Origin of the sequence: Mucilaginibacter sabulilitoris (assembly GCF_034262375.1) — a bacterium.
GTDB lineage: Bacteria > Bacteroidota > Bacteroidia > Sphingobacteriales > Sphingobacteriaceae > Mucilaginibacter > Mucilaginibacter sabulilitoris.
Window position 1 is genome coordinate 5,108,317 of the sequence record NZ_CP139558.1, and the last position, 23,749, is coordinate 5,132,065.

A 23,749-nucleotide genomic window follows, 5' to 3' on the forward strand; every position below is an offset into this window, starting at 1 on the left:
TTGAAAGCATGGACTTTATTCAACAATGGAACAGGATTTACATCAGCTGGTTTTCTTATAGTTAAAAATAGCCCAGCTATTGAGCACAACGGCAAACAAGGCGATAATGCCTAATTGCCTCGTTATATCTTTAAAACCACTCCCCTTCAGAATTATCATCCGCATTACTTCAATAAGATAGCTGACCGGGTTAAATTTGGTAACCTCCTTTGCCCAATCGGGCATGCTATCGATAGAGGTAAACAGGCCGCCCATCAGTATGAAAACCATCATAAAGAAAAACATAATGAACATGGCTTGTTGCTGGGTATCACAAAAGGTTGAAATCAGCAATCCAAAACCCAAAACAGCCAGCAGGTAAACAGATACAAAGCTATACAGCAAAAAAATATTCCCTGCCGGTATAATGCCATAAATAAACCAGGCTACAATAAGCCCGAGCGTAAATACTACATTACCCAATACCCAGAACGGAATAAGTTTACCCAGTATAAAGTGATGCTTTTTAATGGGTGTTACATTGATTTGTTCAATGGTGCCAACCTCCTTCTCTTTTACAATATTAAGTGCAGTTAAAAAGCCCCCGATCATGGTTACCAGTATGGCCAAAATACCGGGAACCATAAATACATGGTAATTCAGGAATGGATTGAACCAGTTAGACGATGCGATATCAATTGCCGGTGCACGGTTAAACTTTGTGGGCGATATTAATTGCAGCCGTACTTCGCCGTTGTAATCTTTTATAATGCTGGTGAGATAAACGCCGCCCAAATTGGCCTTAGTGCCATTGATGGCATTTACAGCGATGAACAGTTTTTGTTCGTTCTCCCGCACCAGGTTGCGCTCAAAATCGTGCGGTATTTCCAGAATCAGATCGGCATCATCTGTTTCAATCAACCGGAATGCTTCTTTAAATGAAAAGTTGTAACCGGTGAGTTTAAAATAACCTGATGAGGTGATCTTGGAAATCAGTTTTTGCGAATATGACGAATGATCGTTATCAATTACCGCGATGTTGATATTCTTCACCTCATAATTGGCAGCGAGCGGCAATATTAGCAGCTGTATTACCGGCATCACAATAACCATGGCCAGGATGGCCCTGTTACGGAATATTTGCCTGAATTCCTTTTGCAGTAAAAATCTGACAGTTCTCATGATAAACGTATCTTAAAGCTTTTTAAACTTATTATCAGCAGAAAAACGGTTATGCCCGATAGTATGAGCGTTTCTTTCCATATCGCGCTAAAACCTAACCCTTTAATCATGATGGCTTTTACAATAATGTAATACCATTTTGCAGGGATAATATTGGAAAACACCTGCAGGGCTACCGGCATATTTTCAATAGGGAACATAAACCCGCTGAACAGGATGGTTGGCAACAGCATACCCATTAGGGAAATGAGCATGGCCACTTGCTGTGAACTCGTTTTAACCGAAATGAAAATACCCAGCGTAAGGCAGGTTATAATAAACAATGTGCTCTCTGCAAAGAGCAGAAAAACATTTCCGTTTACCGGCACATCGAGTACAAAAACGCTCAGCAATAAAATGGATGCCACATTAACGAGTGACAGTATAAGATATGGTACCGCCTTTGATGTTATTACCAGTAACGGTTTAAAGGGTGAAACCAGTAAAATTTCCATGGTACCGGTTTCTTTTTCTTTAACTATAGAAACAGCGGTCATCATCACACAAACCAGCATGAGCACTAACGCCATTACCCCCGGGACAAAACTGGGCGCCCCCTTGAGCTGGGGATTATACAACATCCGGATTTCGGGTACGATACGGTAAGGTGCACTGGTAGTTTTATTAACTGCGGCAAGATAATCCTGAATTATGGATGTTACATAACTGGTTAACGTAGTTGCATTATTGGGGTCAGACGCGTCAGCAATTACCTGTATTTTTACGCCGTTCTGGTGCAGCAGCTCATTATTAAAATTGGCCGGAAAAATAACAGCTAGCCGTATGCTTCCTTGCTTGAAGGCCTCCTCCATTTGTTTGGGGTTCATCACCGCTATCTCCGTTTCAAAATATTTGCTGGCCTCTATTTGGGTAATAAGCTGGTGCGAAGCAGGGTCATTAGCTTGGTCTAAAATAGCAATCCGGGCATTCTTCACCTCATTGGTGAGCGCAAATCCAAATATCAATATCTGTACAACAGGCATCCCGAACAGGATGAGCAATGTTTTACGGTCTCGCAACACATGCGCAAACTCCTTTTTTATAAATATTAAAAATTGTTTCATCGCCAAATGTTTAATCGCTTCGTTTTGCGCCGCGGGCCAGTTCATAAAATACTTCGTCCATAGAGCCAACGCCAAAGCTGCTTTTTAGGTTAGCCGGGCTATCCAGTGCTTTAATTTTACCATCTACCATGATAGATATACGGTTACAATATTCGGCCTCGTCCATGTAGTGAGTGGTTACAAAAATGGTTACCCCATCATCAGCGGCGTTATATATCAAATCCCAGAACTGCCTGCGGGTTACCGGATCAACACCGCCTGTAGGTTCATCCAAAAAAACAATTTTGGGCCCGTGCAGAATAGCCACCGAGAACGAGAGCTTTTGTTTCCAACCCAAAGGAAGTGAAGCAACCAGTTTCTTTGCCTCGCTTTGCAACCCAAGTTTGTCTATCAATTCTTCGCTCTTAGTTTTCAGCTGTTGGTCAGACAAGCCATAAATGCCTCCAAAAAACCTGATGTTTTCCAGCACGGTTAAGTCCTCATAAAGCGAGAACTTCTGGCTCATATAACCTATGTTCTTTTTAATCTGCTCAGTTTGTTTATACACATCAAAGCCTGCAATGGTAGCCTGCCCCGATGATGGAATGGACAAACCGCATAGCATGCGCATGGCGGTAGTTTTACCAGCACCGTTAGCCCCTAGGAAACCAAATATTTCGCCCTGATCTACCGTGAAGGTGATCTCGTTGGTTGCGATAAAATCGCCGAAACGTTTGGTTAACTTATCTGTTTTTATAACCGGCTCGCTCATGGTTAATTTTTTAATAGTTTAATAAAACTGTCCTCAATGGTTACCTCGGTCTTTTTCAGGTCTATAGCGGTAAGGCCCTGTTGTTTCAGATGACTTTTAATTTTTTTAAAATCGGGTTGTTTGTCCTTAAAAGCCACATGTGCATATTCGCCGAAGGCATAACTGTCAAGCACCTGGTCGTATTGGCGCAATGTTTTTAAAAGCGCATGCATGTTTTCGGCCTTTATCGCGTAGAGTTCTTCGGGATAAGACCTTACAATATTAGCCGGGGTATCGACAGACAATATTTTACCCGACTGGATCAGGGCGATATGGTCGCACAAATTGGCCTCGTCCATATATGGGGTAGATACTACTATGCTGATGTTTTGAGCCTTTAGTTGTTTCAGCATCTCCCAAAACTCCTTACGCGAAACCGGGTCGACCCCAGTGGTGGGTTCATCCAAAAACAACACCGATGGTTTATGGATCAGGGCGCAGCATAATGCCAGTTTCTGTTTCATGCCGCCCGATAGTTTACCGGCGCGGCGGGTTTTAAAGGGTTCCAGCTGGATATAAATATCTTTGATCAGGTGATAATTTGCTTCAACAGTAGTATTAAAAATGGTAGCGAAGAAATTGAGGTTTTCTTCAACGCTCAGGTCCTGATACAGAGAAAATTTGCCGGGCATATAACCTACCCTATCCCTGATCTGTTTGTAATCTTTCACCACATCAAAACCATCCACCGCAGCCGAGCCCCCATCCGGAAGCAATAAAGTGGTGAGCATACGAAAAATGCTGGTTTTCCCGGCGCCATCCGGTCCTATTAAACCAAATATCTCGCCCTGGTTTACCGAAAATGAAACTGCGTCAACAGCCGTTTTATCCTTGTCATAAACCTTGCTTAAACCCTTTACAACTACAGCTTCCATGATTATAATTTTACTTCTCCGTACATACCTATTTTCAGATAGCCATCATTCTTTACCCTGATCTTAACGGCGTAAACCAGGTTGGCGCGTTCATCTTTGGTTTGAATGGTTTTTGGGGTAAATTCCGCTTTGTCACTCACCCACTCTACTGTACCTGCATAGGTTTTATAGGTATCTTTAGTATCATCAACCAATACTTTTACTTGCTGACCAACCTTTACATGCGATATCTGGTCGCCGGTGATGTAGGCCCTTAGCTTTATAAAATCAAGCGCGGCTATCTTGTATATGGGTTTACCATCGGTGGTAACTTCATTTACCTCAGCATATTTGGTTAGTACCATACCATTTACCTCATTTACGATCCTGCATTTTTCAAGCTGATCGTTGATCTGTTGTATCTGCACATTCAAAGGTGCGGTTTGCTCATTCAGGTTGGCCGACGTAATACCTAATGATGATTGCGTTGCCGCGATTTGTTTTTTTACAACCACTACCTGCGTATTGGCATCATCCAGCTGTTTTTGTGTGGCGGCATCAGCTTTTAACAGGTTGGTAATACGCCTTTGTTCCCGCTCGGCCTGGCGCAGTTGCTCCTGTAACGAGGCTGTTTGCACGGCTATATCAGGTTTACTGCTCAATACTGTTGTTATCTGCGCCTGTAGTTGCTTCTTTTTTAAGTACAGCTGCACGCTATCGATATAACCTACTACATGGCCAGCCTCTAACACCTGCCCTTCTTCCAAATTAAGTGCTTTGATGGTGCCTGATGCTTCTGCAGAAACAATGGTTTCTACCGCCTCAAACGTTCCCGATGCGTCATATTTTTCTTTATTGTTATTACATGCCGTTAAAGCTGTCAAAATCAAAACTGATAGTGATAATGTTTTCATGATATACCTTTATTTTAATTACCTGTTGTTGTTTTTTGATTGTATTGTGCCATTAATAATTGTATCTCGTGCAGTATCTTGTTCTGCCTTGCCTGGTCTTCTGCATTTACCTCGCTTAAAAAGTCGTTGCCGTTTATTACGCCGTTTTCCAGTTGTGCCATGGCGCTTGTCTTTACCTTATCGCGCAGGTCAATTATCTCATTATCTGAGGCCAGCAGTTGCTGATATTTATCAATCTCGCCATCCTGCTGCTTTACCGTTAAGCTGGTGTTGAACAGAAAAGTTTCCTTTTGCACGCCTAAATTTTTACGAGAGATATTGATAATGGCCCTTTCTTTTTTGACGGTATAAAAAGCAGAAGGTGACCATGTCAGCTTAATTCCTCCAATATAATAAGCATCGGCGCCACCGCTGAGCATATTGAGCGCCGGCCTGCCCATCCCACCCTGAAAAAACGCGTTAAGTTTTGGCAGAGCTTTTGCCGTGATCATTTTATTCTGCACATCAAGGTTTTTGGCTTGCTCGTCATAAACCTGCAACTCAGGCCGGTTAATCTGTTTGGAGGCTATCACCCCATCTGGTTTAGCCAGGATGGTTTGACTGTCAATAGTTTTCCCGGTGAAAAGGCCCAGCATATCGGTATAGGCTTTGCGCGAGGCCTGCAACTCAATAGTATGCTGTTTTGTTTTTAAAAGATCGGCCCTGATCACATCCCCATTACTTTTAAAGGCGGTACCGTTTTTTATAGAAGCCTGCACCTTATTAAGCCCTAATTGCAGGTTTTTTATCAGTAATTCATTTTGCTTTACCTGCTCATCAATAAGCAACACACCAAAATACAGCTGATTAATGCGCTCTTTTAACTGATATAATGTTGTTTCTAATTGCTGTTGCTCAATAGCGGCATTACCTTTCTCCAGTTGTTTTTGCTGGCCCAGTACGCCACCATCATATACCACCTGGTTAATTTCCCCGTAAAACTTATACTGATCTTTACTGATAACAGGGATATTGGCATTTGGTAATTTGATAGGTATCTCGGTAACCGCTGATTGATAAGTAGCCTGACCATTGATATTCAGTTGAGGCAGGTAGCCTTTCTGTATATTGTCAATGGTGTAGTCGGCAGTTTTGGCAATCAGTTCCCTTTGCTGTATTAAGGGATAATTTTGCTTTGCCAGTGTATAACAATCATTTAAGCTAAGCTGACTGACTGATTGTGCCCGGCTATAAGAAATAGCCAGCAGCTGAAATACACATAAAAAGAATAGCTTGTTCATGGTTAATCAATTTATTTATTATTTTGATTTAGTCATTTGATTAAATTACAGTCAAAAAAAATGCTTATTCAAGCATCATTTTTATCCATTTGGGAATCAATAGTTTACGTTCATTCATTAAATGTTTAAATGCAGCCTCATTAACAGCTCCAGTGGTTTCAAATACGGGTTTGGTGATAAATGGAAATACCATCATACCTAAAAAACTCAGAAACAATTGTATAGGGTTAACATTTTTATTCTTTTCGGCCAGTTGTCTTATAAAATGCGATTTTAAAACATAGGTGTCTAATTGTACTGTTTTTCCAAAACGCTCCGGGTTATTTCTGATCTCACTCAGAACAAAAATAGGCAGATCTGGATTTTTCAGCAACATATCAATATAGTTTGTGGCTATCCAATCAATTTTTTCCTCAAGTGTGTTATCAGGGTTATTAAGAGCGGGCGCTATAAATGAAAAAAGTTGCTGCACCTTCTCCATCATAATTATTTCAAAAAGCTTTTCCTTGCTGCGAAAATAATAATGAAAAAGCGCAAGGTTTAAACCCGCTTCTTCGGCAATATCCCTGGTTTTTGTGGCGGCATAGCCTTTTTTTGTAAATACTATACGCGCCGCCTCTTTTAGTTTTTCTTCGGTCGAAAGATTATTTTCTTCAGCCAACTGCTCTTTTGCGTCTGTCATTTTTGTTAAATAATGTGCAAACGTAAAACAATTTTTAATTTAATCAAAATATTTAATCATTTGACTAAATTTATATTTCAACAATTATCCTCCTAAATATCTTGTCAAATATTAATCTATTGCATGATCTGTCTCGATATCCTGCCCTTTCCATATCTTTTTGGACGTCCAGTCTTCGTCGGGCTTTTGCCACAGCTCATCAGATGACGGCAAACCCAAAATCAAAAACGCTTCAGAACAAAGGTAAAGGCTGCCTGTAGATATATATCCTTCGCCAATGCCGGGCTGATGCCCATAAAGCCCTATTTGCAGCCAACCTTTGTCATCAAAAGTCCCCGGAGCTTCCAATTGTCTTTTAATAATGGTATACAAAGCTGCCCTCACCTGTTGTGGTTTTATTTGTGCAGGAAGCGCCTTCATTAACGCTATCTTTGATAACAACTGAAAAGCGCCAAAACGATAAGCCAGCGAGCGGCCAACTGGCGGGTACGTGCCCTCCGGCGATATCAGCCTTTCCTGAACCGCCGCATAACGTTGCGCATGTTTAAGTGCTGTTTCGTAGGTTATGCTTGTTTTTTTATCAGCATCCTGCAGGGTTTGCAATACCTCCAACAACATGGGCTGAATAACAAAACTGTTGTAAAAATCCCAGTGAAAATTCGGGCCGTCGCCATATATCCCATCTCCTTTATACCATAGCTGATGCTGTTTTATGGCATAGTCAATACGCATCCTGTCGCCATAATTATCAAATTTTAGCAAGGCAGCTTCTATAGAGGCGCTAAACAACAGCCAATTAGAATAGCCAGGGGTTATAACCCTTGATGATTTGAGCGCGACTATAACATTAGCTTTGGTAGCTGCATCCAAAGGATCCCATAGCTGGTGCGGTGCGCGCAATAATGCCTGCGCCAGAAAGGCGGCATCAACCACCGGCTGACCGCCCTTATTAAAATTCATAAAATCGGGACTATTAGGGTCTGTAGCATTGTGGAGCCCTATCCTGGCCAGTTCAATATATTTTTGCCTCAACTGCCCTTCGGGAGTTTGGTCAGGCCCTAATTCAAGCCAGGGTGCCATGCCGGCCAGCAAACGTCCGAAAGCCTCCAGGTAAGTATAATTTCCGCGATCATTGGTTTTAGCCTCAATCGGCATTAATTGTTTTAACTGATTTTTACTGAGCGATGTCAATACCGGATCGGCGATGCGCGACAATGATTTAACCAGGTAAGCCCGTTCTTTCAGGCCGGCATCGTTTTGTGATTGAGCCATTGCCATTGTCGACAATGGCAATACGAGTATTAAACCAAGGATCTTTTTTCGCATTACAGGGATAACTATTTTTTACTAATTAGATTCTATTACCAGTTTGTATGATCTTAATTCTCCGTTTTACCGGGGAATTTATCAAACAGGGTCTTCATTTGCTTAGCCATATCAGGATAATCGTTAATTACATTGGTTCGTTCACTCGGGTCATAAGCCAGGTTAAATAACTCTGTCTTCGAGTCCTGGGCGTGATTGGTTACTCCCCTATCGCTATTACTTGCTTTTACTTCCCGGTACTTCCAGTCGCCCAGCCGTACCGCTTCACAAATGCCATTATTTACATAATATATTTCCCGGTGCGCGGGATGTGCCGGAGCTTTTCCTAATAATACATCCGAGATCGATTGCCCGTCGAGCGTGCGCCCTTTTGGCAGCGGGGCATTTGTCCATTGGGCAAGGGTTGGTAATATATCAAGGTTACTTACCATACTGGTTACCGAAGCACCTACAGGTGTATGATTTTTCCAGTAAACAATAAACGGTTCGCGTACGCCACCTTCATAGCTTTGCCCCTTGCTGCCACGAAACATCCCCGCTGTACCTGCATCCCAGTGTTTTGTAGCGCCATCACCCGACATACGCGACGGAAATTCTATCCATGGGCCATTATCGCTCGAAAACATGAATATGGTATTATCTGCCAAACCTTGTTTTTCAACGGCATTCCAAACCTCCGCTAAACTCGCGTCCAGTTGTTCCACAACATCGCCAAGGTGCCCGCCATCTGACCGGCCTTTATTTTTTTGTGACGAAGCAAATGCCACCGGTAAATGCGGCACATTATGTGCCAGGTACAAGAAAAACGGCTGGCCTTTCTTCTGCCCCTTTATATATTTTATCGCTTCGTTCTTATACAGATCAATAAGTGATGAATCTGCCGGTTTAATAACTTCCGGTTTATGCCCTCTGAATATTTTTAAGGTAGTATCTGTTTGTACATAGGGAGCCCGGTAATCATGACTGTACAACAACCCGTAATAAGAATCAAACCCTTGTGCCATCGGGTGGTTGTAAGGCTTATGGTCGCCCAAATGCCATTTCCCTATCATAGCTGTTTTATAACCGACGGCCTTTAGCATTTCGGCAATGGTCACTTCCTGATCAGGCAAACCCAGTTCTGATCCCGGTCCAATTGGATAAGGCAAATTCATGCGGGAGGCGTAACGGCCGGTTAATAATGAAGCCCTTGATGGCGTGCAAGTTGGGCTGGCCACCACGTAATTTGTTTCTCGAATACCTTTTTGCGCCATTTTATCTAAAAAAGGCGTTTTAATAACCGGGTTTCCATAACAACTCAAATCTGAATATCCCAAATCATCGGCTAAAACAAAAATAATATTGGGGCGTTGCTGCGCACGGGCACTAAAAGAGATCAATAGCAAAGCCAGGAATACAAGCTTAACCGAGCGCTTATCCGTAAAAAAGGTCATATTGACAGGTTTATATTTCTGTTAAAGTAACCGATTGGTAGTTTACTTTGCAAGAAATATACGGTTATAATTTTGTTACAAAATTATAAGTCGCTATAAATACATTAGCAGTCAGCGCTATGCGGAAGAATTATCGGGAAATAAAGGTGGTAAACAATTACGGAACGAGCCCTGTAACAGTATTGGTTATGAGGTCAAAAACTCCATTTTTAAACTTTTCAGCCTGTATCTCGGCTATTCCTGCCTGTTTCAAAGCCATCATTTCTATCAGGTCTTTCTGTCCCAATACCAAAAACTCGAAATCTTTTTTAGTTATTTCTCCGTTCGCCAACTGCTGCGTCCATCTTTCCAGATCATTCTGAAGTGAGTCAATAATAGCCTGGCCATCAGCTGTTGCTGAAGCGATAAAATCTTTCAAGGTACTTTGGGCTAAGTCTTTAACACCGCTCTTAAGCGTTGCGAGTATATTTTTAAAATCTAAGGCCATGATCTTGCTTATTGATTTATTGTTACGTCAGATGGTTTTATTTTTTTGCTTTCGAGCTCGGCTATCTGATCAAAAGCTTTTCCTACCAATTGCTTTTCTTCCTGAATAAAGGTAGCACCACAGGTGCCATCTTTTTTCCACCTTGCCAGAAATCCGCCAAGCAAATTCCCCTGTGGATTATTCAAAATAGTCCATAGCTTATTTGTAACTTGATTATTAGGGCGGTGCGTATCATATTCAATAGCTTTATCTATTTTCAACTGCAGAGTTTTCACTTCCGCTTCATGTGTCGTGTAATTTTCGGTAGCTTTATCCATCACATCAAGTGCATCTACCTTTAAGGATGTAACCTGCGTGTATGCAGTTTGATCAAATGTTGCTGTGAGTGAATTGCAACCCAGCAGCAGGCATGGGAGCAATATAAGACCGAGGTAAAACCGTGCTTTTTTCATGACTAATGTTTAATTAAAGCTAAATAACTATTTTGATATACCACTCACAATCAGATCATTATTTGAAAATTGAGTATTTTTACGCAAAAAAATCACGTATTTTATACATAATTTATCATTTAACGACTTTGGTTTAATCAATAAGCAAAATTCTTGAACACTTTAACAGATTCAGACGCCATATTTCAGTATCACCGGTACATGATCATGTTGCATGGAAACCACGGAACCGCTGCTTTGGGCTGGAGAGATATACAAAGTCAGGCAATCCGTTTTGAGGCCATCAAAGCTCTGGCAGATATGAATAAGCATACCGTATTGGACGCAGGCTGTGGCCATGGCGACCTATTTCCATTTCTGCGTAGTTACTACCCGGAAATTTCCTATTGTGGGATAGAACAAATACCCGAACTTTTAAATGAAGCCAGACGGCGCTACAGCAAGTGGCCGCAGACATCGTTCATGTGCGGAGATTTTATAAATGGTGTCCTGCCAATTGCAGACTATGTTATAGCTTGCGGCTCACTTAACTACCATAATAATGATCCGGAGTTTATATTTAAGGCTATTGCTAAATTATATAGACATAGTAAACTTGGTTTTGCCTTTAACCTGCTAAGCCACGTAATAACTAATGGTCTTATTGTTGCCTACAATCAGGATGAGATTATGAAGTATTGCCTTTCCCTGAGCAAACAGGTAATTTTGAAGAACGATTACAGTGATGAAGATTTTACCATTTTCATGTACCGTTGAACAGACCTCACACTTTTGGGAATTTATTTACCTTTCCTGAAATTACATGATTTGATAACATCATTTAATTTTAGCTGATAAAATTATATTTACTTTGTTTAAAAAACTACTACACCTTATAAGCTTTTAACAAATGAAACAAGGATTATTAATTGATATGGACGGCGTTGTATACAGTGGCGAAGAACTGATATACGGGGCCGATAAGTTCATCAATCATTTATTGAGTAACGACATTCCGTTTGCCTTTATGACCAACAATAGCCAGCGAACAAGTTTGGAAGTTGTTAGAAAACTGAAGCGCTTAGGTATAACTGTCGAACCCAAACATATATATACAAGCGCCATGGCAACCGGTAAGTTCCTGGGCGATCAAAGCCCCAACGGAACGGCTTATGTACTTGGCGAAGGCGGTTTATTAACGAGTTTGCACGAAAATGGTATTACCCTGGTTGATACTGATCCTGAATTTGTGGTTTTGGGCGAAGGCCGGAACTTTACACTGGAAATGGTTCAGCGGGCGGTTGATATGATTTTGGCTGGCGCTAAGTTTATTACCACCAACAGAGACCCCTCCCCTAAAAAACCGAGATGGAACAATTTGGGTATCGCTGCCACAACCGCTATGATTGAGGAAGCTACCGGCAGAAAAGCGTTTGTAACGGGTAAACCCAGCCCGGTAATGATGAGGTCGGCCAGGAAATTCCTGGGATTGGAAACCGCGGAAACAACAGTGGTTGGCGATACTATGGAAACCGATATACAGGGTGGCGTACAAATGGGCTACAAAACCATATTGGTGCTATCAGGTATATCTACCAAAGACCAGCTCAGCCATTATGCATTTAAACCGGATATGGTTGTTGGCTCGGTTGATAAAATAGAATTTCCATTAAAATGGTGGTAAATAAAAACCCCTCTCCTGTAAACATTAACAGTTACAGGAGAGGGATTTAACAGCCGTTGGGCTTACTTAGTTTGACAGCGTTGTTGCATCTGCACCTTTTTCAATCTCATCTATTAATGACGAGGCTGACAGCGTGTAATACACATGTGCTCTTGGAGTAATCCATTTTTTATTTGCTACGTCAAAACTACCGCCCAGCTTTATAAATATTCCTGCATCGGCGGGGGTACTATGAGGGAAGATATAGTTATTTGAACCTTGGAACATAAACGACTGAGCCGCGCCGGTTGAATCAACAGGATTATAATGATCATTTTCCGGAATGCGGTAACCTTTATTGGTGGTAGCATTGTATATGGTAGTTTTACCGGTACCTCCAAAAAATACCACATCAAGCGGCACCGAGGTTTCAACCACGTCGGTACCTTCAAATATAGCTATACCACCAGCATTCCCACTATTTGGCAATAAGCCTGCGCTCATGCTGCCAAAGCCATCCCCATCATTTGTTACATAGGCAATTGCACGTATCCATTTTGAGGTACTGATATCTGTAGAATTTGGCCCGTTGATTTTCTTGTTACTGCCACCTACATAAAAGAAATCGCCTTTGTTAACAACACCCGATGTAAGGTTGAATTTATAAGTGCGGCCACCGCCGGTAGCCCATCCGGCTCCCGGTGCATCGCCTGCATTTGGTGCCGCGGTACCCGCATTAGTACAGGTTACTACAGCCATTGGCGTTTTTTCAAAATCAATAGTTTGGGTTGCCATAAACTGAAAATACTCATAGTTACCGTCGGCTCCCTTTGTATCATTTATATAACCGGTAATAATAACAGCGCCATTACCCAGGCCAGGTCCGGTTGGGTCAACAGGTTTGGTTGTTTCACTAATATCTGAACCATACCGGGGCCAGATGGATAGCGCGGGTTGCCCGTCATGCTGTCCAACAATTAATATCCCCGCTACAGTGGCGCTTCCCGGCAGTTTTGTATCAGCATAATTCGCCGTTGCCTCGGTATGCATAATAATACTATCGGCGCCATTAACCAGGTACCGTTCTCCTGCAAATGTTTCATCTGGCTTTGGGGCCGGAGAAATAGTTGCTGATTTAATTTGCACTAATGTGCTCTCATAAGCCCCGGGGTTGGTTTTTATAGCGTAACTGGAAGCCTGCTGCATCTTAACCGGATTATCTGACGATACTTTTTGAATATCAGATTCAGTTAATCCGCTGATCTGTAACGCACCATCAACCTTTTTCAGCATAGCGCCCTCTACCTTAACTACCAGCGAGTCGCCCGAATGGTAATTTGCGGCCGCGTCGCCCAAAGGGAGCAAAACACCCCTTGTTACCGAACGCCTGAAATTCTGAAGTACTATCATGTTTTTAGGCACATTTCCGGAGTCGGGATTGGAAATTACTATACCTACAATTTGGCTCGCGCCAACCATGTTATCTTTAGTTAAAGTTACATCGCTGCCCTTATAAAGGTCACGCAAATCGCTTACCGCTATAATAGGGCTTAAAGTACCTGCGGCAAAATCATGTTTTTTACATGCCGTCCACAGCAAAGTGATGCTGCAAAGGGTAATATATATCCATATCTTTTTCATAATATCTTTTAGCATTTAAATGTTTACTGTTTTTGCCACCAAACCTGTGTGCTTATTACATCGGGGCCTTGTGTAGCTACAGCCGCGTTATAATTTTGCCCGTTGGTTGATTGCAGGTACACCGGGTAATTTAACCGGGCCGGCATAATCCCGCCGTTTTCTAAACCTGCTCCTTTTGGTAAAACCGGGTGACCTGTACGGCGATATTCAAACCACGACTCCAGATCGGTAAAAAACAACGCATAATACTTTTGCTTGTGAATGAGTTCCATCTTTTTATCCAGATCGTAACTTTCATTCCATTTTACCAGATCAAAATTCAGGTAATTGGCCGGTAAGGCATATCCCCACATTGATATGGCACTGGTTACACCAGTTTCATAGTAGGTTTGGGCCGGTTTGTTTGTTATCCATCCTTTTGCTGCCGCTTCGGCCAGTATAAACTGCAATTCGGCATAGTTCATGATATTGCCCAACAGCGGTTCTTTTTGTAAAGGAGTGGTTAATGTAGATTTACCCTGAGGGGCCTGACCAATTGCATAACCGCTCGGAACCCCTGCATACTCACCATCGAACTGGGTAGCCCATTTACCAATGCGCGGATCGCTCCAGGCATTCAGGTTATCAACAAAAAAGCTGGCCAGTCTGGGGGTGTACCAGTCGGCGGGCCGCCAGGTTGCAAATGGCGAAACATAAGGCGCCGTGCCCGACCACTTTAATATAGCCGAATCATCATTACTTGCCATTATAGGATAGCCTGTAGAGTTGGTGTCAACAATCTCCTTTATCTTGGCAGTCGCGTTCATCTCAGTTTTTGCAGATACCCTTAGCAATAACCTTAAATAAAGCGAATTGCCAAACTTACGCCAGTTGGCTACATTCCCACCGAAGATGGGGTCGCTTGTACCGGTTACATTGGCAGCAGTCGCCAGTAACTTATTTGCATTTTCTAACTTGGCAAACAGATCGGTATAAATAGCCTGCTGCTTGTCAAATGCAGGAGTAAATAAATTTTCGTCTTTTGCCTTAAGTGCGTTGAAATAAGGTATATCGCCATAAGTATCGGTAAGCATAGAGAATACCCAAGCCTGGCATATTAGTGCTATACCTTGATAAGCAGGGCTATTGGTAGCAACCCCGCCTTCATAAACATCTTTAAAATTAGCCAGTTGCAGGTACCAGTTGTTCCATAAATAATCGGCCTCCGATTTAACAATATCATACCTGAATATTTTGCCGTCAGAATCGCCCATGTTTACGGTAACCTGCATCAGTTCGTTGGTAACCCGCTGGCTGCGGCTCATGTTGGCTTCAACCACATTGGCTATAGCGGGAGCCAGTAAGGCCTGCGGCAATGCGTGATCACTGGTGTTCGGATTGGTGTTAAGCTCTTTAAAGTCTTTTTTGCAAGAACTTACAGATACCAATGTTAACAGCAACACCGTGTTTAAACTATATATAAACTTTTTCATTTTAAATATCTTTTGATTAAATGCCAATGGTTAAGTTGACTCCGTATGTTCTGGTTGATGGAAATTGCCCCAGTTCAAAACCCTGACTAATGTAATTGTCATTAAGGGTGCCGAACTCCGGATCAAAGCCCGGCCATTTGGTTATGGTGATCAGGTCGCGGCCATAAACACCAATAGTTACACGGGTTAAGCCTAAGCGGCGCAGTAACGTTTGGGGTAAGGTATAATCAAATCTGGCTTCCCTAAGCTTTAGAAAATCGGTTGAGTAGGTTGTACCCTCCACATTATCCTTTCCGTAATGAGCGGTATAATAGGTAGTTAAATCCTGCGCTATCACTGTATTTGGGCTATAAGTACCATCCGCGTTTTTGACTACGCCATTACCTATAATGCCGTTATAGCGCCCTGGTAAGGTATTTACGCTTTTACCCTGCTCGGCCAATATGGCCGATGTTAACGAATAGGCAACCGCGCCATGCTGCGCATCAACTAAAAAGCTTAACGAAAAGTTTTTATAGTTAAACTGGTTACCTAAACTGGCTTTCCACTTAGGGGTGGTACTGCCAATGTATTTCATATCGTTTGTAATAACGGGATAGCCATTTTCATAAACAATTTGCCCGTCTGGTGAACGCTCATATCCCCTGCCATACAGATCGCCCATGCCGCCGCCTATGTAAGCTATAATAGCCCCGCGGCTTCCCGGGCCGGTTTGAATGGTTAAATTTTGAAGACTATCAGTTAGTGATAATACTTTATTCTTGTTTGCGGAAAAAGTGGCATTTATGCTCCAGTTAAAACCATTTTTCACTTTTATAGGCGATCCATTGACGGCAATTTCAATGCCCTGGTTCCGCACAGCTCCCGCGTTAATGATAGCCGCGCTTACACCCGATGCCCTGTCGACTGTTGCTGTTAATATCTGATCTTTTGTTTTACTTGTATATAATGTTAAGTCAAAACCTAAGCGGCTGTTAAACAGGCGCCATTCGGTACCCAATTCATAACTTGTAGTGTATAATGGCTTAAGATTAATATTGGCCAATTTTGTAGGATTTGCCAAACCGCCCGGAAAATCGGTAACCGGAGCATAACTGTATGAGGTAAGGTAGGGATCTGTTCTGCCGCTTCCTACACCGGCATAAGAACCCCGTACTTTAGCATAGGATATAGCCTCTGGCATTTTAAATATTTCAGATAAGATGGCGCTTCCGTTAACTGACGGATAAAAGAATGATACATTGCTGGTTGATGTGGGAGAAGCCAGAATACTACTCCAGTCATTTCGTCCAGTAACATCCAGGAACAAATAGTTTTTATAGCTTGCCGCGAACACACCATAAAAACTGTTGATGGCATACTTACTTCTTAAAGGAATGGCTGATAATATACCTGCTTTATTGGCTAATGTATAAACACCTGGGTACAGCAAAGAATCGGCCCGCAGTTCGTCTCTGTTGTAAGTGTTTTTTAACATACTACCGCCGCCGGTCAGGTTCAATTCAATATCCTTACCTATATTTTGTTTGTAATGAATTAAAAAGTCGTTGGTTATTTCCTGCGAAAACACACTTTGTGTACGGTACATCCCCTTCAAAAACTTCTCGGTATCATACGGGCGCTGTTCTGATCGTTGATCATTGGCAAAATCTAAAGCGGTACGTACCATTAAACTCAGGTTTTTCGTAAAGTTATAAGTAACCTGTATGTTACCTGTTAAACCATTCCGGTTAAGCTTGTTATTCATTTCGTTGGCTATCAGATAAGGATTATCCGGGTAGCTACTAAAAGGAAAACTTTGCTTAATATTGGTTTGGCCAGGCAGCCAGTAGTCTTTTAACCAGCTTGCGGGCGCATTTGGCTCCCAAAACATGTTCCAGTACATAACCGACTGGTTGTTATACCCGGTAGCCGGCAGGTTATCACTGGTTTTGTTAGTATAGTTTATCCGGGTTGAGATCTGTAATTTATCCGATACTTTTTGGTCAACCGCGAGCGCTACCGTGTTACGCTTATACCCGGTATTGGGTATTATCCAGGTATTATCAACATTAGTTGCCGAAAAACGGGCCGAGGTTTTATCGGTACCGCCATTTAAGGATACGGAATTGGTGAATGTTTTACCGCTGGTAAAAAAATCTTTACGCGCATTTGGATAAGCTACCCATGGCGTACGCACTGTTGCGCCGGTATGCGTAACCGGGTCATACTGAAAATATGACTGCCCATCAAACTTAGGGCCCCAAGCAGAGCTTGTACTGCGCGTGCTTGCACCGTCGGCTGTAGCGCCGAAAGAATAATAGTTGGCGCCACCTACACCCTGCCCGTACTCGTACTGAAAATCAGGCCAGCGTGAAATATCTTCTATAGCCGCGTTCGAGTTAATGGTGACGTTGATCTTCCCATCTTTGGTTTTGCCCGATTTAGTAGTGATAATGATGGCGCCGTTAGCGCCACGCTGTCCATACAATGCCGCAGCACCGGGACCTTTTAGTACCGTAATATTTTCAATATCGCTCGGATTGATATCATTAAGCCCGCTGCCAAAATCAACCGGCGAATCGCCATCAAGATAAGAACTGCTGCCGCTGCCTGTGGTACGGCCACTGCCGTTATTAATAACTACTCCATCGACAACAATTAATGCTTCGTTGTCACCGGAGAGGTTGCTTTCGCCACGCAAAACTATCCTGTTTGAACCAGTTGGCCCAGCGTTAGAACGGATAAGGTTTAACCCTGCTACTTTACCAGATAACGCGTCTGTCCAGTTATTGGAAAGATTTTGGGTTAATTGTTCTCCTTTTACAACAGTTGCAGCATACCCCAGCGCCTTTTCATCGCGTTTAATACCTAAGGCTGTAACTACTACTTCGTTTAAAGTAGAGTTTGACATACTTAAGGTAATGGTAACGCCTGTAGTAGTTTTATTAAATACTTGATTTTGTGCGGCATAACCTACGGTAGAAAAATTAATCGCGGTGCCGCTTGCTACCTGTACAGAAAACTTACCTTCATTTGTGGTAAAAGCCAAAAGCTTTTTGGCGTTGTCGCTTACAGAAACCCCGGGAAGTGGTGATTTATCATCGGCTGACATTACGGTACCGCTAACCAGAATCATATCGAGCTTTTTAATTACCAGGTTGCCGTTGATGTTTTTGATACCAATACCGGCCTGCTGCTGCAATACCTGGGCAAGCCCGTCAAACGAAAGCGATTCCTGGGGTAATGTGACCAGGCTACTCATTTTCACATCAGCTTCAAAAGAAACCTTGTAACCGTATTTGCTTTTCAAGGTGTTTACTATTTCCTGAACACTTGTACGCTTTTTTTCAAAGCTATACTGATCAGACGGATTAACCTGCGCCTTTACCATTACAGAAAAAAGCAACAGGAGTAAAACCGGAAACAATTTTTTCCGGGTAAAAAGTAAGCGTTTGAGTTGTTTCATGTTTTAATTAAAATATTATAACAGTATGTGGGTTTTTATATCGGTAATGCAGACCTGTGGCGTAGCTTAAGCCATGCAGCAAATTATCAATGCCGGTATCCTTCATTTCGCCGCTGAAACGCGCCCTTTTCCTGGCCGATTCCTGTACTTCAATTTTAATATTGTACCAGCGCTGTAGTTTTTCGGCTATAGTATCGGCACTGTCATCCTTGAAAAACAGGGTTTCATTTTGCAGGGATGAAGCATCACGCGGATTTACTTCTTTAATGATTGTTTTGTGCGTATTTGGCTGATAAATGAGTTGCTGACCAGCCTTTACATAATGGGTATGATTATTTTCGGTGATACCTACCAATCCCGTAGCCACTTTAACTTCGGTGTTTGTTTTTGGCCGCGAGTAAACATTGAATGAAGTACCTAATACCGTTACCGCTAAACGGTTGTCTGTGCGTATAATAAAAGGTTTATGCGGATCATGCTTAACATCAAAAAAGGCCTCCCCTGTTAACTGCACCTCGCGTTTGCCGGTACCAAACGAGTTGCTATAGCTAATTTTGGAATCGGGCGCCATAAATACCTGGGTACCATCGGGCAGGGTAAGCCGCCCGCCCAAATTTTGCGCGCTTTTTAAAACCTGTGTGGAATTATCGCTCCGGTACCTGGCATTCTGAACGAAAAGCCAGCCTAAAAAACAAAACAACAATAAACTGGCAGCAATACCGGTAAGCCAATACGATGTTTTAGTGCCATCTTTGCTTTTTGATTTTGGCAATTCAAAAATCCTGTCGAGCAAACGCAGCCATTGTTCGTCAATATCAGTTTGCTTTAAGGGTTGTTCAAGCTGCTTTTTTTTCCTTTCGAGATAGGTAAGCAAATAACGGTGTTCGGTTTGCTCGTTGATCCATTCTAAAACCTCATAGGTTTCTTCAGGTCCGCTTTCGCCGTTAACATAATTTAGTATTGTTTCCCAGTTCACGCTTTTTAATTTTACTTAAAGAGCATTAAAGGGCAACTTTCCACCTAAAGAAATTATTAATTTTATGTTAATTTAATGTTAAGTTTCAAGAAGTTAAAAGCTTCATGACTTAACATTTAACTATGCATATTAAAAAATTGAAAAGGCGATTATATAGTAGTAAAAATAAGATTGATTAGCATTAACCCGCCTGCAATTGTAGCCTGATCAAGATTGCTGTTACGTACAGCATGGCCCAACTGCTCAATTGCCTCACGCATATTGTATTCTACTTTTTTCTCGGTAATATCAAGAACCTGGGCTATTTCGGCATTTTTTAAACCTAACAGCCTCAGTTCAATCATTTCCTTACGGTGTAATGGCAGTCTGCTGATGAGCTCTTCAACAATTTTAATAGACTGTTTTGCCACAAATTTTTCAAATGGATTGTACGTATTCTCGGGGATATCAAAAGCATCGTTGGGTAACTGCGCTGTTTGATAACGGGACGAGATTGCTTTTAACGCGCCATTTTTTGCTGCCCGGAATAAATATGGCCTTAACTCATTGATCTGCAGTTTATCTTTTTGCTGCCATAAGTTCAAAAACAGGTCGGAAAGTATATCTTTTGCCAGGTCTTCATCATTTACAATAGACTTTACATAACGGAATAGCGGCGTATAATTATCCTTAAATATACTTTCAAATCCATCTAATGTATGCAATGAGGGCATATTTACTGTTTTCATAATAGGATTGCAAATTAAGGTCAGGTATATTTAGATAACAAAATACCAGGGTTAAATTTATATTAAAAAATTTCAGTATTCAATCTTATTACCATCAATTAATTTACAATAGTATTTTATTTAAACCACCAACGCTGCAAATATTCTGTTACTATTTCGAATTATTTTTGTCAATATCTTCGGCTGAAAGTAAGGCCATAACCTCATTTTTTAAAGTATCGGGAATAAGTATAATACTTTGTGAAACCTGCGCAGTATGTTTATATGCCGACTGGATTTCGGTTACTGGAGGGCAATATCCTTTGAGCACGAAACACCCTTTTTGGCTTTCGTACATAACGGTTATCCTCAACTCAGTAAGCAGATATATATCGCGATACACCGTACGGGTACTGATGTGGAACTTTTCCTTTAAATAATCAACGGTTACCACCTTTTTAGTTTGTAAAACCGCCAGCACTTCCAAAAGCCTGTCAACCCTGTTCATTTATTAATACTATTAAATTGCATATAAAAGTGCGGCAGCATATTGACAACTGTATGTCAGCACAAAAAATTATAATGAAACAACAAAGCCGGCTTTTCGTAAGAGCCGGCTTTGTTGTTTGTAAGTTTATTTGTAAGATCAGGCTCCGGGAATACCGGCGTCAAGCTTCACTTCCAAAGCAGCCCTTACATTAGCCGGCAGGCTCGATAATAAGGTATAACCGGTGGCAGTTTCAATATCCTTTACGGTTACAATATACTTTGTCCAATCGCTGTTAATATTGTTGACGTTTGGCGTATTAACTGCGATAACCCTTGTAGAGGCAGTTACCCTGCTCAGGTCACCATTTCCTGCGGGAATAATCACCGCCACCTTCCAAACATTGCTTGGAACATTGATATGACCATTATCAATTGTATTTGCAGCACCGTTTTTACCGGTACCTCCGGTACCATAGCTACCCATGATAATATAAATTTCATTTCCCTCTACCACCTGTTCACGCAAATAATTTTCCATGTTCGCCCAGGTATGTTCGTTGTTATTTGGGGCCTGTGGTATTATATTAGTCATTAAAAATGTAGCATCATTGGCACCTGTGGAGCTTGTACGGTCGGCCGAAGGACAATTATGTCCCCTGTCGAACCCGCTGTTTGTATAATTGGCTGTAACAACCATATACATGCTTGAGGGTAAACCTGCCCAGCCGGCAAAGTCATCTCCACGCGGGCTCGCATTTGTAGTATTTGTAGCATCCAGATGCCAGCTTACCCAGTTAGGCTCGCCTTTGGTAGCGTTATATGATTCGGTATAATATTTCTGGTCGATGAGGTAATTGTCCGAAGATGCAATATTGTTTTGAGCGTTTGACGGATTGCCAAACAGCAAATTGCTGTTATCGCCACTGGCCGGCGGAGCATCAGCACCGGCAGTTACATCACGCGGCGCAGAGCCGGACGGATTTCCGCTGTCACTATCACCGTCACCGCTGCCGTCATCAGGCGTACCTACAACAATACCCGGATCGCCTGTACCCTTAAAGGTAATATCGTCAATATTTATACGGTCGGTGGTGGTACCTACCTTTTTAATCTCAAAACGAACCTTGCCGGTAGTACTTACCTTAAATGAGTCGGTAACCAGTGTAGTATTGGTTTCGTTAATATCGCTGCCAACCTGGGTGTAGGTTTTACCACCATCTGCCGACATTAATAACTGCCAGGCCGATGGCTTGTCGGCACCCGTATATTTGCCATGTTTAATATACAAAGTAGTAAGGCCATTAATATCAAAGTTCATGGCAATATCACCAGCACGTAAACGTACCGATTTAAGACCGTCTTTTAGGTCGGCAGCAAGATTACCTATTACAGCGTCGTTAAAATTCCAACTACCGGTACTTAACGTTACATCGGCCGCGGCATAGGCCGTTTTTGTTCCCTGCTCAAAATCTTCGGTAATGGAATAAGGAGCAGGTGCCGGCGGCGGGTTAACCGGTGGGGTTTTCGTTGTATCGGTTGGAGGAGTAACTGATGGTTCACTAAGATCTTTTTTTGAACAGCCGGCAATGGTTAATATTAAACCAATACCCAGCAATAGGTTTTTAATTTTCATGATATTTTTTTAAGAAAGATGAATAAAGGACAAAGCAACAGCGTGCAACACGCTGTGCAAAAAGCTTAAAAAGGATAAGGTTTAGGGATAAAAGTAATACAGGAGCGTAATTAAGCTATGCTCCTGTATTAACTAATAATTATTTCTCAGGTACGAAAACCTTAAAAATAGAGCCATCATAGGTAAATGTTTTGGCTACGTTAGAAGTTTTACCGAAGCTGTAAACAGTGTAAGTAACTATAAATTTTTGATCGGTAATAGCAGTGCTTTTAAACTTATTTGTTAAAACTGCAATTAGTGCGGCGTTAAGATCATCATCGCTCCAATAAGTAGCATCATCTGGGCTGCTAATGTTAAAATCAGGATATTGTGCAACATTTGCCCTTGCAGCATCCGAACCAGCCTTGGTTTGCGTACCAATGTAAGTGTAATCGTCTTTAACGAGTGTGTAATTCACAGAAACATCTAAAATCCATTTACCACCGCTTTTGCTAAATGAAAGAGAACCTGTAGTTGGTGTCGCAACCCAGTTTGTGCCGTCAAATGTCATTCCGGCTATCCGTTGAAAGTTTTTACCGCCGTAATATTTATAACTTACATATTGAATATTTCCAGCAGCCGAATTTGAAGAAACCACTATGTCATTTTTTAATATTAAATTAAAGTATGTTGCGAGTTTAGCGTCATCTGTTGATGAAAAGTCATTATAGGGATGCCCGGTACTGGCGTATTGAGCGGCGGTAAGTGTATAACATTTCACCCAGGCACCATTAAGATAAATGAACGTATCTGTTTGATTTGGTATAGCCGATGGTGTAACACCAGACTCGAAATAAATATAAGTTAAAAACGACAGCTGGTTGGGCTGAGGATTTGGGTATTTAATACCTAAAAAGCTAATAACCTGTGCCGAAGTAAACTCCAGGTACTTTGGATTAGGTCCAAGAACAGTTGCATAATCAGCAGGAGTAACTGTATAAGATATATCTGTAAGTAAACTATCTGCTGGTTTTACAGAAACAGGCGATAATGTAAAAGTTACCGTTGCACTCGAACCATTATCTAATTGTGGGTATTTAGCGTCTAAAATACCAGGTATCTTAGTTTTGGCATCATCAGTTGACGTAAATGTAGTTGTTGTGGGCAATGTTATAGCCATACCTTTTTTAGTATAACCCTGCGGGGCAACATTTGGCTGCTTTTGGCAGGCGGTAAAAGCCATAGCTACAAAAGCTAATAAATAATATATCTTTTTCATG

The 23,749-nt window shown here is 41.9% G+C and carries 21 protein-coding genes; 2 read left to right on the forward strand and 19 right to left on the reverse strand.

Annotated features, from left to right (window positions below):
* Nucleotides 1-42: 42 nt before the first annotated feature.
* The 11 genes from SNE25_RS22020 to SNE25_RS22070 all read right to left on the reverse strand — a co-directional run bounded on the left by SNE25_RS22020 (nt 43) and on the right by SNE25_RS22070 (nt 10,482).
* Complete coding sequence (locus SNE25_RS22020) at nt 43-1,161, reverse strand: ABC transporter permease (protein ID WP_321561165.1); 1,119 nt, start codon at nt 1,159-1,161, stop codon at nt 43-45.
* Nucleotides 1,158-2,264 carry an ABC transporter permease gene (locus SNE25_RS22025; protein ID WP_321561166.1) on the reverse strand — a complete coding sequence of 369 codons (1,107 nt, stop codon included), beginning with the start codon at nt 2,262-2,264 and terminating at the stop codon, nt 1,158-1,160. Before SNE25_RS22025 ends, SNE25_RS22020 begins: the two co-directional genes overlap by 4 nt.
* Nucleotides 2,265-2,274: 10 nt before the next feature.
* Nucleotides 2,275-3,015 carry an ABC transporter ATP-binding protein gene (locus SNE25_RS22030; protein WP_321561167.1) on the reverse strand — a complete coding sequence of 247 codons (741 nt, stop codon included), beginning with the start codon at nt 3,013-3,015 and terminating at the stop codon, nt 2,275-2,277.
* Nucleotides 3,016-3,017: 2 nt separating this feature from the next.
* A complete protein-coding gene (locus tag SNE25_RS22035; protein ID WP_321561168.1) occupies nt 3,018-3,929 on the reverse strand; it encodes an ABC transporter ATP-binding protein in 912 nt (303 codons plus the stop codon).
* 2 nt (nt 3,930-3,931) lie between these two features.
* A complete protein-coding gene (locus SNE25_RS22040) occupies nt 3,932-4,822 on the reverse strand; it encodes an HlyD family secretion protein (protein ID WP_321561169.1) in 891 nt (296 codons plus the stop codon).
* A 14-nt stretch (nt 4,823-4,836) separates the two neighbouring features.
* Complete coding sequence (locus SNE25_RS22045) at nt 4,837-6,102, reverse strand: TolC family protein (RefSeq protein ID WP_321561170.1); 1,266 nt, start codon at nt 6,100-6,102, stop codon at nt 4,837-4,839.
* Between the two features lie 64 nt (nt 6,103-6,166).
* A complete protein-coding gene (locus tag SNE25_RS22050; protein ID WP_321561171.1) occupies nt 6,167-6,784 on the reverse strand; it encodes a TetR/AcrR family transcriptional regulator in 618 nt (205 codons plus the stop codon).
* Nucleotides 6,785-6,895: 111 nt separating this feature from the next.
* Complete coding sequence (locus SNE25_RS22055; RefSeq protein ID WP_321561172.1) at nt 6,896-8,110, reverse strand: DUF2264 domain-containing protein; 1,215 nt, start codon at nt 8,108-8,110, stop codon at nt 6,896-6,898.
* A gap of 53 nt (nt 8,111-8,163) precedes the next feature.
* A complete protein-coding gene (locus tag SNE25_RS22060) occupies nt 8,164-9,543 on the reverse strand; it encodes a sulfatase-like hydrolase/transferase (RefSeq protein ID WP_321561173.1) in 1,380 nt (459 codons plus the stop codon).
* Between the two features lie 157 nt (nt 9,544-9,700).
* Nucleotides 9,701-10,030, reverse strand: a complete 330-nt coding sequence (locus tag SNE25_RS22065; RefSeq protein ID WP_321561174.1) for a hypothetical protein — start codon at nt 10,028-10,030, stop codon at nt 9,701-9,703.
* 8 nt (nt 10,031-10,038) lie between these two features.
* A complete protein-coding gene (locus SNE25_RS22070; protein WP_321561175.1) occupies nt 10,039-10,482 on the reverse strand; it encodes a hypothetical protein in 444 nt (147 codons plus the stop codon).
* A gap of 153 nt (nt 10,483-10,635) precedes the next feature.
* On the opposite strand from SNE25_RS22070, the gene SNE25_RS22075 reads away from it, so the two are divergent.
* Entirely contained in the window at nt 10,636-11,238 is a 603-nt protein-coding gene (locus SNE25_RS22075) for a class I SAM-dependent methyltransferase (RefSeq protein WP_321561176.1), read from the forward strand.
* Nucleotides 11,239-11,371: 133 nt separating this feature from the next.
* Nucleotides 11,372-12,145, forward strand: a complete 774-nt coding sequence (locus SNE25_RS22080) for an HAD-IIA family hydrolase (RefSeq protein WP_321561177.1) — start codon at nt 11,372-11,374, stop codon at nt 12,143-12,145.
* A 66-nt stretch (nt 12,146-12,211) separates the two neighbouring features.
* Here SNE25_RS22080 and SNE25_RS22085 read toward each other — a convergent pair whose 3' ends face one another.
* The 8 genes from SNE25_RS22085 to SNE25_RS22120 form a co-directional block, all read right to left on the reverse strand.
* Nucleotides 12,212-13,765 (reverse strand): DUF5689 domain-containing protein, encoded by a 1,554-nt coding sequence (locus tag SNE25_RS22085; protein ID WP_321561178.1) that lies wholly within the window; start codon nt 13,763-13,765, stop codon nt 12,212-12,214.
* 23 nt (nt 13,766-13,788) lie between these two features.
* Nucleotides 13,789-15,237, reverse strand: coding sequence for a SusD/RagB family nutrient-binding outer membrane lipoprotein (locus tag SNE25_RS22090; protein WP_321561179.1), 1,449 nt, complete (start codon nt 15,235-15,237; stop codon nt 13,789-13,791).
* Nucleotides 15,238-15,253: 16 nt separating this feature from the next.
* Nucleotides 15,254-18,685: a SusC/RagA family TonB-linked outer membrane protein gene (locus tag SNE25_RS22095; protein ID WP_321561180.1), complete on the reverse strand. Its 3,432-nt coding sequence runs from the start codon at nt 18,683-18,685 to the stop codon at nt 15,254-15,256.
* Between the two features lie 7 nt (nt 18,686-18,692).
* The gene (locus SNE25_RS22100) at nt 18,693-19,661 is read right to left on the reverse strand and encodes a FecR family protein (protein ID WP_321561181.1); all 969 of its coding nucleotides are present in this window, start codon (nt 19,659-19,661) and stop codon (nt 18,693-18,695) included.
* A 149-nt stretch (nt 19,662-19,810) separates the two neighbouring features.
* Nucleotides 19,811-20,389, reverse strand: a complete 579-nt coding sequence (locus SNE25_RS22105) for a sigma-70 family RNA polymerase sigma factor (protein WP_321561182.1) — start codon at nt 20,387-20,389, stop codon at nt 19,811-19,813.
* 151 nt (nt 20,390-20,540) lie between these two features.
* The gene (locus SNE25_RS22110) at nt 20,541-20,876 is read right to left on the reverse strand and encodes an HTH domain-containing protein (RefSeq protein WP_321561183.1); all 336 of its coding nucleotides are present in this window, start codon (nt 20,874-20,876) and stop codon (nt 20,541-20,543) included.
* A 138-nt stretch (nt 20,877-21,014) separates the two neighbouring features.
* The gene (locus SNE25_RS22115; protein WP_321561184.1) at nt 21,015-22,490 is read right to left on the reverse strand and encodes a DNA/RNA non-specific endonuclease; all 1,476 of its coding nucleotides are present in this window, start codon (nt 22,488-22,490) and stop codon (nt 21,015-21,017) included.
* A 139-nt stretch (nt 22,491-22,629) separates the two neighbouring features.
* Entirely contained in the window at nt 22,630-23,748 is a 1,119-nt protein-coding gene (locus SNE25_RS22120) for a hypothetical protein (RefSeq protein WP_321561185.1), read from the reverse strand.
* Nucleotide 23,749: the final 1 nt, after the last annotated feature.